11 protein-coding genes and 1 other annotated feature are annotated in these 12,709 nt (G+C 48.2%); of the genes, 10 read left to right on the top strand and 1 reads right to left on the bottom strand.

Annotated features, from left to right (window positions below):
- Positions 1–97: 97 nt before the first annotated feature.
- The 3 genes from rimI (at position 98) to ACX9NY_RS16865 (ending at position 4,436) form a co-directional block, all read left to right on the top strand.
- Positions 98–619: a ribosomal protein S18-alanine N-acetyltransferase gene (rimI, locus tag ACX9NY_RS16875; protein WP_472473921.1), complete on the top strand. Its 522-nt coding sequence runs from the start codon at positions 98–100 to the stop codon at positions 617–619.
- A complete protein-coding gene (gene tsaD / locus ACX9NY_RS16870) occupies positions 616–1,671 on the top strand; it encodes a tRNA (adenosine(37)-N6)-threonylcarbamoyltransferase complex transferase subunit TsaD (RefSeq protein WP_339303614.1) in 1,056 nt (351 codons plus the stop codon). Before rimI ends, tsaD begins: the two co-directional genes overlap by 4 nt.
- Before the next feature lie 90 nt (positions 1,672–1,761).
- Positions 1,762–2,119 (top strand) — a binding site (T-box leader).
- A 760-nt stretch (positions 2,120–2,879) separates the two neighbouring features.
- A complete protein-coding gene (locus ACX9NY_RS16865) occupies positions 2,880–4,436 on the top strand; it encodes a 2-isopropylmalate synthase (RefSeq protein WP_472473919.1) in 1,557 nt (518 codons plus the stop codon).
- A 571-nt stretch (positions 4,437–5,007) separates the two neighbouring features.
- On the opposite strand, the gene ACX9NY_RS16860 is transcribed toward ACX9NY_RS16865, so the two are convergent.
- Positions 5,008–6,966 (bottom strand): ABC-F family ATP-binding cassette domain-containing protein, encoded by a 1,959-nt coding sequence (locus ACX9NY_RS16860; protein ID WP_339240314.1) that lies wholly within the window; start codon positions 6,964–6,966, stop codon positions 5,008–5,010.
- Positions 6,967–7,246: 280 nt separating this feature from the next.
- Between ACX9NY_RS16860 and ACX9NY_RS16855 the strand changes: the two genes are divergently transcribed.
- From ACX9NY_RS16855 to groL, 7 genes are all read left to right on the top strand, one after another.
- Complete coding sequence (locus ACX9NY_RS16855; protein WP_339240315.1) at positions 7,247–7,885, top strand: 5-formyltetrahydrofolate cyclo-ligase; 639 nt, start codon at positions 7,247–7,249, stop codon at positions 7,883–7,885.
- A 15-nt stretch (positions 7,886–7,900) separates the two neighbouring features.
- On the top strand, positions 7,901–8,404 hold the full coding sequence (gene moaC / locus ACX9NY_RS16850; RefSeq protein ID WP_223869015.1) for a cyclic pyranopterin monophosphate synthase MoaC: 504 nt from the start codon (positions 7,901–7,903) through the stop codon (positions 8,402–8,404).
- Positions 8,405–8,441: 37 nt separating this feature from the next.
- A complete protein-coding gene (locus ACX9NY_RS16845) occupies positions 8,442–8,927 on the top strand; it encodes a MogA/MoaB family molybdenum cofactor biosynthesis protein (RefSeq protein ID WP_017690080.1) in 486 nt (161 codons plus the stop codon).
- A gap of 202 nt (positions 8,928–9,129) precedes the next feature.
- Positions 9,130–9,378: a twin-arginine translocase TatA/TatE family subunit gene (tatA, locus tag ACX9NY_RS16840; RefSeq protein WP_036611264.1), complete on the top strand. Its 249-nt coding sequence runs from the start codon at positions 9,130–9,132 to the stop codon at positions 9,376–9,378.
- A gap of 79 nt (positions 9,379–9,457) precedes the next feature.
- Positions 9,458–10,240, top strand: coding sequence for a twin-arginine translocase subunit TatC (gene tatC, locus ACX9NY_RS16835; protein ID WP_339240316.1), 783 nt, complete (start codon positions 9,458–9,460; stop codon positions 10,238–10,240).
- A gap of 459 nt (positions 10,241–10,699) precedes the next feature.
- Positions 10,700–10,981 carry a co-chaperone GroES gene (groES, locus tag ACX9NY_RS16830; protein ID WP_153977313.1) on the top strand — a complete coding sequence of 94 codons (282 nt, stop codon included), beginning with the start codon at positions 10,700–10,702 and terminating at the stop codon, positions 10,979–10,981.
- Positions 10,982–11,054: 73 nt separating this feature from the next.
- Positions 11,055–12,689 (top strand): chaperonin GroEL, encoded by a 1,635-nt coding sequence (gene groL, locus ACX9NY_RS16825; RefSeq protein WP_094939589.1) that lies wholly within the window; start codon positions 11,055–11,057, stop codon positions 12,687–12,689.
- The last annotated feature ends 20 nt before the right edge of the window (positions 12,690–12,709 follow it).

The following is a 12,709-nucleotide window of genomic DNA, read 5'->3' as shown; positions in this document are numbered from 1 at the left end:
GTTTTGACTACGCTCCGCTACTCCATTTCTAGCTTCATTCCATCTTCTCGGTACTGAAAACCGATCTTTTTGAACACGCACTAAAGGGGGGAAGCAGATGGACAACGTGGCGAATAACAAGCAGGAAGCATCGCTTCAGTTCAGGTTCATGACACTCGCGGATATTCCCGATGTGATGGAGATTGAACATGAGGCCTTTACCCTGCCCTGGACGGAAGAAGCATTTCAAAATGAATTGACACACAATCATTTTGCTAAATATATGGTGATGGAATTGGAAGGCAAAGCCATTGGTTATGCCGGAATGTGGACGATTATGGATGAAGCCCATATTACCAATATTGCAGTCAGAGGCACGTATCGTGGACGCAAGCTTGGCGAAAAGTTACTGGATGAATTAATGAGTACAGCGGCTTATCTCGGGATGGAACGAATGACGCTGGAGGTCAGAGTGTCGAACAGCATAGCTCAGCGTTTATATCAGAAAAAAGGGTTTGAATCGGCGGGTCTTCGTAAAGGGTATTACTCCGATAATGGGGAAGATGCGATGATTATGTGGGCGAACTTGCCGTCTGCAGGCCGGAGCGGCGAAGAGGAAGGAAGCGTACTGGATTCATGAACGAACTCAATGAAAAAATAAATTCTGCACCATCTTACATTTTGGCGGTGGAGACAAGCTGTGATGAAACATCGGTAGCTGTAGTCAAGGACGGACGGGAAGTGCTGTCCAATCTGATCTCAAGTCAGATCGAGACGCATAAGGCATTTGGTGGTGTGGTCCCTGAAGTCGCTTCACGTAAACACGTGGAAGTCATTACGTTGATGCTGGAACAGGCGATTGAACAGTCCGGCATTCGTCCGCGTGATCTGAGTGCGATTGCTGTGACGCAAGGTCCGGGACTCGTTGGGGCATTGCTGGTCGGAATCGTTGCGGCCAAAACGCTGGCGATGGCACTCGGCAAACCGCTCATTGGCACACACCATATTGCTGGGCATATTTATGCCAACCGACTTACCCATGAACTGCAATACCCGGCGATGGCACTGGTCGTATCGGGTGGACATACAGAACTTGTGCATATGGAATCCGAAGGCAAGTTCAAGTTGATTGGTCGTACGCGAGATGATGCCGTCGGCGAAGCCTATGACAAAGTAGCACGTGCATTGGGCTGTCCTTATCCGGGAGGTCCGCATGTGGACCGGATGGCGTCTGAAGCGGAGGATGTGGTACCACTACCAAGGGTATGGCTGGAAGCAGGTTCATATGATTTCAGTCTCAGTGGTCTGAAGTCTGCTGTACTGAATGCGCTCAATCAGGCTAAAATGCGCGGAGAAACCTTGGAGCCATCTGCCGTTGCACGTGGTTTCCAGGAAGCTGTCGTAGAAGTCCTGGTGGAGAAAGCAGTAAGAGCCGTTCGTGAGTATGGTTCAAAACAATTGCTGTTGTGTGGTGGTGTTGCCGCTAACCGGGGATTGCGCTCTGCATTACAGGAGCGATGCACGAAGGAAGGGCTTGAGCTGTTAATCCCGCCAATGGAATATTGTACGGATAACGCGGCCATGATCGGAGCGGCTGCATATCTGAAATGGCAGCGGGGAGAAATCTCTGAATTTGATGCCAAAGCTGACCCGGGGCTTTCCCTGGAGGCATGGTCCGTTCAGTCCCTATAAACAGGCCGTTTGAGATTAAGAGTTGACAGCCTGCATGTGAAGAATGTATATTAGTTACAAATTTAAACAGGAAGTTATTTTCCTGAATGGTTAAACGCGATGAACAGGAATAGTAAGGTCAATTCCCGGTTTAGAGAGCTGCGGGTTGGTGCAACGCAGTCGAAGGAAACCTGAAACTCACCTGGAAGCGGAACGATGGAACACGGTGACTCCCCGGGAGAATCCGAAGGCCGATTATGGCCCAAAGTACATGGTTACGGGTTGCCTCCGTGAATGGGCCGTTGTCGGAAGGACCGTTATTACAAGGATTGCCGACAATAACTGAGGGGGCTTTCAGGCTGCTTCAAGTGATCCGGAGGTGCGAAAGCATCTAGGGGTTCTCTTGAATGAACAGGAAGGAAGTCAACAAGAGTGGTACCGCGAAGGTGAACAGCCTGTCGTCTCTTGCATTATTGCATGAGGTGGCAGGCTTTTTTTGATTTTTAAAATAAGGATGAATGAAGTTAGGTCATAGGTTAAATGTGATGAACGGGAGCAGTAGAATGATAAAGCGCTCAGAGAGCTGCGGGGTGGTGCGACGCAGTGGCTTGAGTCATTCGAATCTCGCCCGGGAACGGAGTTGTGGAAGCGTGGGGACGATTTCAATAGCCCAGTTGTCCTAATGGACAACGACATGTGTTACACAGCAACGGTTAACCCGCGTTATAGGGTGTTTCTCCGAATTCCAGTGATGTCGTACGTGCACACACATCCAACGGATTTCGGAGACGACGAGGTGGATGGAGTCCGGCGTAAGTCTGGCCCATCAAGCAAGAGTGGTACCGCGGAGGGGAGAATAACCCGCCGTCTCTTATATGAGATGGCGGGTTATTTGTGTTTGCTGCCGGCAGCAGGGTGGGCGTGGGATAAACCATATGGAGATTGAAAAGGGAGAAAGACAGGGTGTAAGTCGACGTACAACCTGTCACAAGCAAGTAGGCTATTTAACAAACGAGCAATGAATATGGAACATCGAGTAAATGAACATGAAATATCAAGTATAGGCACTAAATATGCAATAGGCTCTAATGATTACCAAGGACTAAGCTACTAACGACATACGCATTTACAAACAAAATATATAACAACATTGAAGGCGATCAGCGGGTGTTCTATGGCTCGTGGATCGTAACAAAAATGAATATAAAATTTGATGGAGGTTGATGAATATGACAACGATTAATAACAAACGCATGATTGAGATTTTTGATACAACGCTGCGCGATGGAGAACAGGCACCGGGAGCGAGTCTGCAACCCGAGCAAAAGATCGAACTGGCACACCAACTGGCATCTCTGGGGATTGACGTCATTGAGCCTGGATTCCCGATCTCCAGTCCAGGTGAGTTCGCGGCGGTTCAGGCGATTTCGAGACAGTTGCAGGACGTGGAGATCTGTGGATTCGCGCGTGCGGTCAAAGGTGATATTGATGCAGCCGTTCAAGCAACAGCGGATGCAGCACGGCGCCGAATTCACCTGTTTATCTCTTCCTCGGATATTCATATAGAGCATCAGCTGCGCCGTCCGCGTAGTGAAGTGGTGGCTACCGCTCGTGAGATGGTATCTTATGCGCGTCAGTTCACGGACATCGTAGAGTTCACTGCTATGGATGCGGCTCGTACCAAGATGGACGATCTGATTGAAATGGTTGAAGTCGCTATTGAAGCTGGAGCGAGTATTATCAACCTGCCGGATACCGTTGGTTATGCTCTTCCACATGAGTATGGTGAGATGTTCCGCCGGGTACGTGAGGGTGCAAGAGGCGGCGATCAGGTTCGCTATAGTGCACACTGTCACAATGATCTGGGCCTGGCTGTAGCGAATAGTTTGGCCGCGATTGCCAATGGGGCTTCCCAGATTGAAGTGACGATCAATGGTATCGGAGAACGGACGGGGAACTGTGCACTGGAAGAACTGATTATGGCTCTGGAGACCCGGGGAGATGCAATTGGTGCAACGACCAACATTAAGCTGAACCAGCTGTATGAGACTTCTCGTCAGATTAGCCGTGCCATGCACTTCCCGATTGCATACAACAAACCGGTGGTGGGACGTAATGCATTCCAGCATGAATCCGGCATCCATCAGGATGGTCTGCTGAAGAATCGGAGCACTTATGAGATTATGGACCCGGAAGCGCTGGGTATCCCTCGCAGCATGATTATTCTGGGCAAACACTCTGGTCGTCACGCTCTGAAGGATCGGGTTCGCAAATACGGTTTTGAGCCGGATGAGCAACAAATGGAGCAATTGTATGAGGTGTTCAAAGAAACCGCAGACCAGCAAAAAGTGGTCAGTGACGACCAGTTGCTGCAGATGGTTAGCCAGACCATGAATATTCCTGCACAGGATTATGAGCTGGTTGAATTGCAGGTGACGGCGGGCAGCATGACCGATCGAATGGCCGCCGTTCGTATTCGTACAAGTGCTGGAGAACAGTCTTACTCTGCCGTTGGCGGGGGTCCAGTGGATGCGACCATTCGTGCGATTGGTCAGAGTATTTCGGATGACATTGCTTTTGTTGATATGGAGATGCATGCCTTGAGCGGTGGAGAGGGTGCAAGTGCGGAGGCTGTAGTTACCGTGGAGCGTGCAGGACGTGAGTTCCGGGGAACGGCAACACATAATGATATCGTCATGGCTGCCGGTTTGGCTTATGTGGCGGCTTGCAATGCTGCTGGGCTGAAGGCGGAGCCTTCCGAACATCATGAACAAGCACATGCGTAGATCATCTGGGTCAGATCGTATGTGCAGCAGGTATAGTACTCATCGCGATTCGATTTGATCTACATTGCATCATGTGAGTAAACAACGGGCAGGCCTTGAACGACAGAGGTCTGCTTTTGTCTTTTTATGGAGGAAGTATGAAGAGAGGGAAAGTCTATTTGTCAAGGTGTGACTATAGTTATCCACATATCCAGTGAAAATTGTGGGTAACTGGGATAAAGTCAAACCAGTGCAGTTTTCGAAACGAAAAGGGTTTAGGGGATAGAACGACTCCTTACTATCCACAAAGTTGTGGATAACGTGGATAACTTGGTGGATAAATATGGTTTTTGTGTGTAAAAGGCTATTCTACCGCTGTATAATTAAGGTTATTAATGTGCTTGCTATCTTGCTTTGCTGTGGATAAGTATGAAAGATGGGCGTATAAAAATATTTCTCCTCATTCGAGTGAATTTGACAAAATCCAAAACAAGTCACCCCAACTTAAACAAAAAGCTGATCCCAGTAAGGAATCAGCCGAGGTACAACTATATTTGTAAGGACTTGTTCAAGCCATGTTTCTCAATTTGGGCTATTCCATAGCTAGTTCTTCCCACTCCTCATACGCCTTGGTGAGCTCTGCTTTGCGCTCCTCCGATTGTTGCTGGAGTTCTTGCAGCTTCATATAATCCTGGTAGATTTCAGGCAGAGCCATCTGCTCCTCAAGCTCTGTAATTTTCGTTTCCAGTTCCGCGATCTGTTGTTCCAGAGCTTCCTGCTTGCGTTGCCGGTTACGTTCTTCACGCTTTGCTTGTTTTTCCGCTTCGAACGAAGCCGCTCCAGATTTTTCGGTTGTTGCTGTACTCGGATCGGATTTGGAAGAGTTCTTGGATGAAGCTTGACGTGCCTCAGCAGCTTCGCGTGCGATGTCCTCAAGCTCCTGTTTCTTCTCCACATAATCATCATAATTTCCGAGATAGTGTTCTGTTCCACCTGGATGAAGCTCGACAATGCGCTCGGCCATTTTGTTGAGGAAGTATCGGTCATGGGAAATGAACAGCAGGGTACCTTCATAATCCATTAACGCCGCTTCCAGCACCTCTTTGGCAAACAGGTCGAGATGGTTCGTAGGCTCATCCAGAATGAGCATATTGGCTTCCTTCAGCATCAGCTTGGATAGAGAGACACGTGCTTTCTCGCCGCCGCTGAGGGAAGAGATTTTCTTGAGCACATCGTCACCGCTGAACAAAAAATTCCCGAGTACGGTACGAATACGTGCTTCTTCCATCCCCGGATAGGCACTCCACAGTTCTTCCAGAACCGTGTTGGACGGATTGAGCCCCGTCTGTTCCTGATCATAATAGCCAATCTGGACTTTCGTTCCCCATTGGATATCCCCGGATACCGGACGTAAACTTCCGGTGAGACACTTCAGCATGGTGGATTTGCCGATACCGTTTGGACCGATCAGAGCAACGGTTTCCCCGCGCCGCAGATCAAAGGATACATTGCGGAACAATGGAGAAGCCTCGTCATAAGCGACAGACAGTTGATCCACACGAAGCACTTCTTTGCCAGACATCACGGCTGTTTCGAAGGAAAAATGAGCTTTTTTCAAATCTCCCATCGGCTTATCTAGGCGCTCCATTTTTTCGAGGGCCTTCCGGCGACTTTGAGCCCGTTTGGTCGTCGATGCACGTACAATATTTTTCTGGACAAAATCTTCCATCTTCGAGATTTCACCCTGTTGTTTCTCATATTGCTTCATCTGCGTCTCATATTCGGCAGCCTTGAGTTCCATATAACGGCTATAATTGCCCGTATATTTTTTGGAGCGATGCCGTTCGATCTCTACGATGGTCGTTACGAGCCGATCGAGGAAGTACCGGTCATGGGATACCACGAGCAATGCGCCTGAATAACCTCTCAGATAATCTTCCAACCAGGTGAGGGTTGCGATATCGAGATAGTTGGTAGGCTCGTCCAGCATGAGCAGATCGGGTGCCTGAAGCAAAATGCGAGCAAGTGCAAGGCGTGTCTTCTGCCCGCCGCTCAGCGTAGCAATGGGGGTGTCCGGCGAAAATTCCCCGAATCCCATCCCGTGCAATACGCTGCGAATGCGGGTTTCCATCTCATAACCGCCATGGTCCTTGAACCAGTCGGAGCGTTTCGCATAACGTTCCAGCAGGTCCGCGTACTTTTTCTCGTCTTCCATCTGGGCAGGGTCGGCAATATCGCGCTCCATCTGACGCAAATCGGCTTCAGCCTGTGTCAGGTGAGCGAACACGTTCATCATTTCTTCCCAGATGGTGCGATCGGATTGCAGCCCGCTATTCTGAGCCAGGTAACCGAGCGTCGTTTCTTTGGATTTGAAAATCTGTCCCCCGTCATAAGACATTTCACCAGCTACAATTTTGAGCAAAGTGGATTTTCCTGCACCGTTTACACCAACGAGGCCGATGCGCTCGCGTTCTAATATTTGTAAGTTCACGCCGTCCAGGATTGGATCGACACCAAAACGTTTGATAATTCCGGATACTTGCAGCAGCATAAAATTAAGTTCCTCCATAGGTCCAGTTCTTGATATGACAACTATATCCCAGTTTACATGAAATACAGAGCAATTGCACCGATTGGGAACGCATGGGGCATGTAGTCTTTTTGATCAATCAATGATAAACTGAAAGAAGGCATGTTATTACATGAGGATTTTGCAGAAAATGAATCATTTTAACCTTTTCAACAAGATGACAACTGGTCATAACATATAAATTGTTTTTTAATGAGCGCTTTTTTGTACCTTCCCTATCAACAGGAGGTTATTCAAGGATATGCAGGATCATGCGGAACTGAAAAGCCAGCTTCGATCCAGACTGAGACAGAGCCGTGATCTGATGGATGCGAGCATGCATCAGCAGGCGATGACTAAGATTAACGTTGGAATGAGGCGTGAGCTGGATCGCCTTAGACAGGCCAAGAGTAAGGTCATGAACAGACCACTCGTCATATTCAGTTATCTGTCCTATGGAAGCGAAGCATCCACAGCTTTTCTTTTTCAAGAGGGCTGGAATCATGGAGATGTGATGTATGCACCGAAAGTGTTGGCGAACCCACCTCGAATGGAGCTACGGCGAGTGACCGGAGAACGGGATCTGGAGCCAGGCATATGGGGGATACCGGAACCCAAGGATTCCTGTGAAGTTCTCAAGCCTGAAGATTGGCCGGATATCGATCTCGTACTGGTACCGGGGCTTGGTTATGATCTGCATGGGGGGCGTATTGGTTACGGTGGCGGTTATTATGATCGTTTTGCCGAGACGCTTGCAGCAACATGTGTGATGACGGGCAAGAAACCTTTGATGGCTGCGATGGTATTGCCGGGTCAGTTACAAGAGGAGATCCCGATGGACCTGCTCGATCTGCGGATGGATCTGTTGATAACAACCGAAGGTATATTACATATCGAATAAAGGGTTGTGATGTGATTGAGTTCAGAAGTGAACAACGGCCAGGCTTCGGGTGGAAAACTGACCCATTTTAATGAACAGGGGCGGGCCCGGATGGTTGATATTTCGGGTAAGGAAATTACCGTGCGTACGGCTGTGGCCGTAACCAAGGTGACGATGAATCCAGATACACTGGAAGCGATTCGGGAGGGCCGAATCGGCAAAGGTGATGTTCTGGCTGTGGCTCAGATTGCCGGGATTCAAGGCGCGAAGAAAACGTCGGACTGGATTCCGATGTGCCATCCGCTGGCACTGACGGGTGTGGATATTCGTTTTCATGATAACGGAGTGGATGAATTACACATTGAAGTTACTGTCAAAACCGAAGGTAAGACGGGTGTTGAGATGGAGGCGCTCACGGCTGCCTCGGCTGCAGCACTGACGGTCTATGACATGTGCAAGGCCATGCAAAAAGATATGATTATCGGTCCAACCATGCTGAATTCCAAGAGTGGTGGCAAAAACGGTGATTACAGCCGATAGACAATATTTATTTTCATAGAGGAGAAGGGTGATCTTTATGGTGTGGAGAACAGCAATCCTGACAGCCAGTGACAAAGGAGCCCGCGGGGAACGTGAGGATACGAGTGCACAAGTCATTCGGGAGCTGGTGGAAGAAGAGCTGGGTGGTCAAATCGTGGAGTACCGTATCGTTCCGGATGAACCCGATGAGATTATCGCGGCTTTGATTGAGATGACGGATTATTTTCACGCCGATCTGGTGCTGACTACCGGTGGAACGGAGCTGGCCATTCGTGATATTACTCCAGAAGCGACCCGGCGCGTAATTGAACGGGAAGTTCCAGGGATGGCAGAGGCTATGCGGTACAGTGTAATGAGCAAAAACCGTTCTGCCATGCTCTTCCGTGGGGTCTGTGGCATTCGTGGCCGCACGCTGATTGTCAATCTCCCAGGTACGCCAAAGGGTGTGCACGAACATCTGGCTGCCATTATGGATCAGCTTCCGGAAGCGCTGTTGATGGTTACCGGTCAGTTCAAGCAATAAGCGAGTACGGACTCTCGTGCATGATATTCGATTAGACATAAACCATTGTTCAGGTAATATCTCTTATTTGTGAATATTGCGGGTTATGTAAGTGGTTACATCTGTGGTATGATGGGCTTAAATTAAGAACGACGCAGAAGACATCTATGAACATCTGGCCGAATATGCGCATCTTTGAAGCTTGAGACGAGGAGGAATATCAATGTTAAGTTCCATTGGACCAACGGGTTTTATTTTGCTGGCCGTGATTGCATTGCTGTTGTTTGGACCCAACAAACTTCCGGAACTGGGACGTGCAGTTGGGCGTACCTTCCGTGAATTCAAAGAGGGCGCTCGCGAGATTATCTCTGAGGATGACTCGTCCAATCGCAAAGAGCAGGAGAAGGCAAAACCACTGGCGGCTGAGAGCACACCTGCAGACAAGCCTGCTGATAAACGCCTGCCGGAATAATCTTGACGGCAATGAAAGAGAAATCCCTTCCTGCCGGAAGGGTTTTGTATTTTAAGCTGGCAATAATGGGGGGGCAGGCATGACGCAGCAAATGGAAGAAATGTCGATTACGGAACATCTGAGTGAGCTGCGGAAGCGGCTGATCTACGTATTAAGTATTTTTGTGCTGGGACTGATTGCAGGATTTTTTGTAGCGGACCCGGTATACCAATATCTGACCAAGTCAGAGTCGGCCAAAGGTTTTGTATTGCATGCCTTCTCGTTCTGGGACGGGATTGGCATTTACATGAAGATTGCAGGTTTATTTTCACTTATCATTACGCTGCCGTTTACGGTGTATCAGATCTGGAAGTTTGTTAGTCCGGGGCTTAAACCGCGCGAACGAAAAGCAACGCTGAAGTATGTTCCCTATGTATTTCTGTTATTTCTTATAGGGATGGCTTTTTCGTATTATGTTATATTTCCGATGGCACTCGCCTTTACAACAGCGATTACGGAGAAGATGGGGCTTGTGGAGACCTACGGGATGAAACAGTATTTCAGCTTCCTGTTTGGCATTGTGCTGCCTGTATCCCTGTTATTCGAGCTTCCTTTGCTTATTATGTTTCTGACAGGACTGCGGATTCTGAATCCCATTCGTCTTCGCAAGATGCGCAGAGTGGCTTATTTTGTCCTGATCTTCATTGCAGTGGTGATTACACCTCCAGACTTCATATCCGATCTGCTGGTGATGATTCCCTTGCTCCTGTTATATGAGATCAGTGTGTTATTATCCGCAATTGTATACCGCAAGCAGCTTGCGGCCGATGAAGAGATCGAATCCCGTTACGTCCGTGCCGAGGATAAGAAGCATGCGGGTTAGAACATAAGATGGTATCAAAATGGAACACTGGTATATGACTGGTATGCGTGTGAATGAGGATGATCAGTAACTGTAATGTGCCCGGAGAAGACGGTTTGTTCTTTTCCGGGCTATTGTTGTAGATTGTTCCGCAGCTAGGCAGGACAAGCAGGCATATTATGTTCAACAATGGATACAATGGGAAAGGGACTGTCTGCTAACGTTGCAGAAGGGCTCAAGAATTTCGTAAAATAAGAATAGTGAATTTCCACATAGAACCAGGCACAGCGGGTGTACTTTGGCTATGTTCGTGTAAATTCAAGGTAAATTCTCATAGGAATTCGTCAAAAGGACTTGAAATCATGCTTCAAGTTGAGTATCATAAAGTTGGTTGTTAGCACTGAACACTGTCGAGTGCTAATACATATGGCTACAACCTACAATGTAACGTTATATAATTTCAAAAGGAGGCTATTTTTCATGATCAGACCTTTAGGTGAACGCGTATTGGTAGAACCACTGGAGCAAGAGCAAACAACTTCTTTCGGGATCGTACTCCCGGACTCCGCCAAAGAAAAACCGCAAGAGGGTAGAATCATTGCAGTTGGTGCTGGAGCATTGAAAGACGGCGTACGTGTGGCTCTGGAAGTGAAAGAAGGAGATCGCGTTATTTTCTCCAAATATGCCGGTACAGAAATCAAGTTCGAAGGTAAAGAATATTTGATTATGAAAGAAAGCGATATTCACGCGATTCTCGACTAATTCAAATTTAATCGGATAACCGAACCATATAGCAATACCATTTTCCAACAAAAACTAGGGAGGTTTTCTTAACATGGCTAAAGACATTAAATTCAGTGAAGACGCTCGTCGCTCCATGCTTCGTGGTGTGGATGCATTGGCTAATGCAGTAAAAGTAACACTCGGTCCTAAAGGCCGTAACGTGGTTCTGGAGAAAAAATTCGGAAGCCCGCTCATCACTAACGATGGTGTAACGATTGCTAAAGAAATCGAACTGGAAGATGCATTCGAGAACATGGGTGCACAACTGGTTAAAGAAGTAGCTACTAAAACCAACGATGTTGCCGGTGACGGTACTACAACAGCAACTGTACTCGCGCAAGCGCTGATTACAGAAGGTCTGAAAAACGTAACTGCAGGTGCTAGCCCAATCGGTATCCGTAAAGGGATCGACAAAGCGGTTAAAGCTGCGGTTGCTGAATTGCAATCCATCTCCAAACCGGTTGAAACCAAACAATCCATCGCACAAGTTGCAGCAATCTCTGCAGCTGACGAAGAAGTAGGCGAACTGATCGCTGAGGCTATGGAAAAAGTAGGTAAAGACGGCGTTATCACTGTAGAAGAATCCCGTGGATTCGCTACGGAGCTTGAAGTGGTTGAAGGTATGCAATTCGACCGTGGATACATCTCTCCATACATGATCACAGACACGGACAAAATGGAAGCTGTTTTGGACAATCCGTACATCCTGATCACAGACAAAAAAATCTCCAGCACGCAAGACATCTTGCCATTGCTTGAGAAAATCGTTCAACAAGGCAAACCACTGGTATTGATCGCTGAAGATATCGAAGGCGAAGCACTGGCTATGCTGGTTGTGAACAAACTGCGTGGAACATTCAATGCTGTAGCTGTTAAAGCTCCAGGATTCGGTGACCGTCGTAAAGCAATGCTGCAAGACATCGCTGCCCTTACTGGTGGCCAATTGATCACGGAAGAACTGGGTCTGGACCTGAAATCCGCTGTTGTGGAACAACTGGGTACAGCTCGTCAAATCCGTGTAACTAAAGAAAACACAATCATCGTTGACGGTGCTGGTAACAAATCCGATATCGATGCACGTGTTAGCCAAATCCGTACACAACTGGAAGAAACAACTTCCGAGTTCGACAAAGAGAAACTGCAAGAGCGTCTGGCTAAATTGTCCGGCGGTGTAGCAGTAATCAAAGTCGGTGCAGCTACTGAAACAGAATTGAAAGAACGCAAACTTCGCATCGAAGATGCCCTGAACGCAACTCGCGCTGCGGTTGAAGAAGGTATCGTATCCGGTGGTGGTACAGCGCTCATGAACGTATACAACGCGGTTGCAGGCGTAGCCCTTTCCGGTGACGAGCAAACAGGCGTAAACATCGTCCTGCGCGCTTTGGAAGCACCAATCCGTACAATCGCAGCTAACGCTGGCGAAGAAGGTTCCGTAATCGTGGAACGTCTGAAAAAAGAACAAACTGGCGTAGGCTTCAACGCTGCGACTGGCGAGTGGGTTAACATGATCGAAGCAGGTATCGTTGACCCTGCGAAAGTAACACGTTATGCATTGCAAAACGCTGCTTCCGTAGCAGCAATGTTCCTGACTACTGAAGCAGTTATCGCTGACAAACCAGAACCAGCAGGTGCTGGTGGCGGAATGCCTGACATGGGCGGTATGGGTGGAATGGGCGGCATGATGTAATAAAGGTGTAAAAACCTTAA

The organism is Paenibacillus sp. CB74 (assembly GCF_055687625.1).
This window is presented reverse-complemented; position numbering and strand designations above follow the sequence as displayed.

What these genes read in the sequence shown, in the direction of transcription:
- ACX9NY_RS16860 (WP_339240314.1), bottom strand. Translation starts at nt 6,966, where the DNA reads ATGCTGCTGCAAGTATCCGGAATTATCAAACGTTTTGGTGTCGATCCA.
- groL (WP_094939589.1), top strand. Translation starts at nt 11,055, where the DNA reads ATGGCTAAAGACATTAAATTCAGTGAAGACGCTCGTCGCTCCATGCTT.
- groES (WP_153977313.1), top strand. Translation starts at nt 10,700, where the DNA reads ATGATCAGACCTTTAGGTGAACGCGTATTGGTAGAACCACTGGAGCAA.
- ACX9NY_RS16855 (WP_339240315.1), top strand. Translation starts at nt 7,247, where the DNA reads ATGCAGGATCATGCGGAACTGAAAAGCCAGCTTCGATCCAGACTGAGA.
- tsaD (WP_339303614.1), top strand. Translation starts at nt 616, where the DNA reads ATGAACGAACTCAATGAAAAAATAAATTCTGCACCATCTTACATTTTG.
- tatC (WP_339240316.1), top strand. Translation starts at nt 9,458, where the DNA reads ATGACGCAGCAAATGGAAGAAATGTCGATTACGGAACATCTGAGTGAG.
- tatA (WP_036611264.1), top strand. Translation starts at nt 9,130, where the DNA reads ATGTTAAGTTCCATTGGACCAACGGGTTTTATTTTGCTGGCCGTGATT.
- ACX9NY_RS16865 (WP_472473919.1), top strand. Translation starts at nt 2,880, where the DNA reads ATGACAACGATTAATAACAAACGCATGATTGAGATTTTTGATACAACG.
- ACX9NY_RS16845 (WP_017690080.1), top strand. Translation starts at nt 8,442, where the DNA reads ATGGTGTGGAGAACAGCAATCCTGACAGCCAGTGACAAAGGAGCCCGC.
- rimI (WP_472473921.1), top strand. Translation starts at nt 98, where the DNA reads ATGGACAACGTGGCGAATAACAAGCAGGAAGCATCGCTTCAGTTCAGG.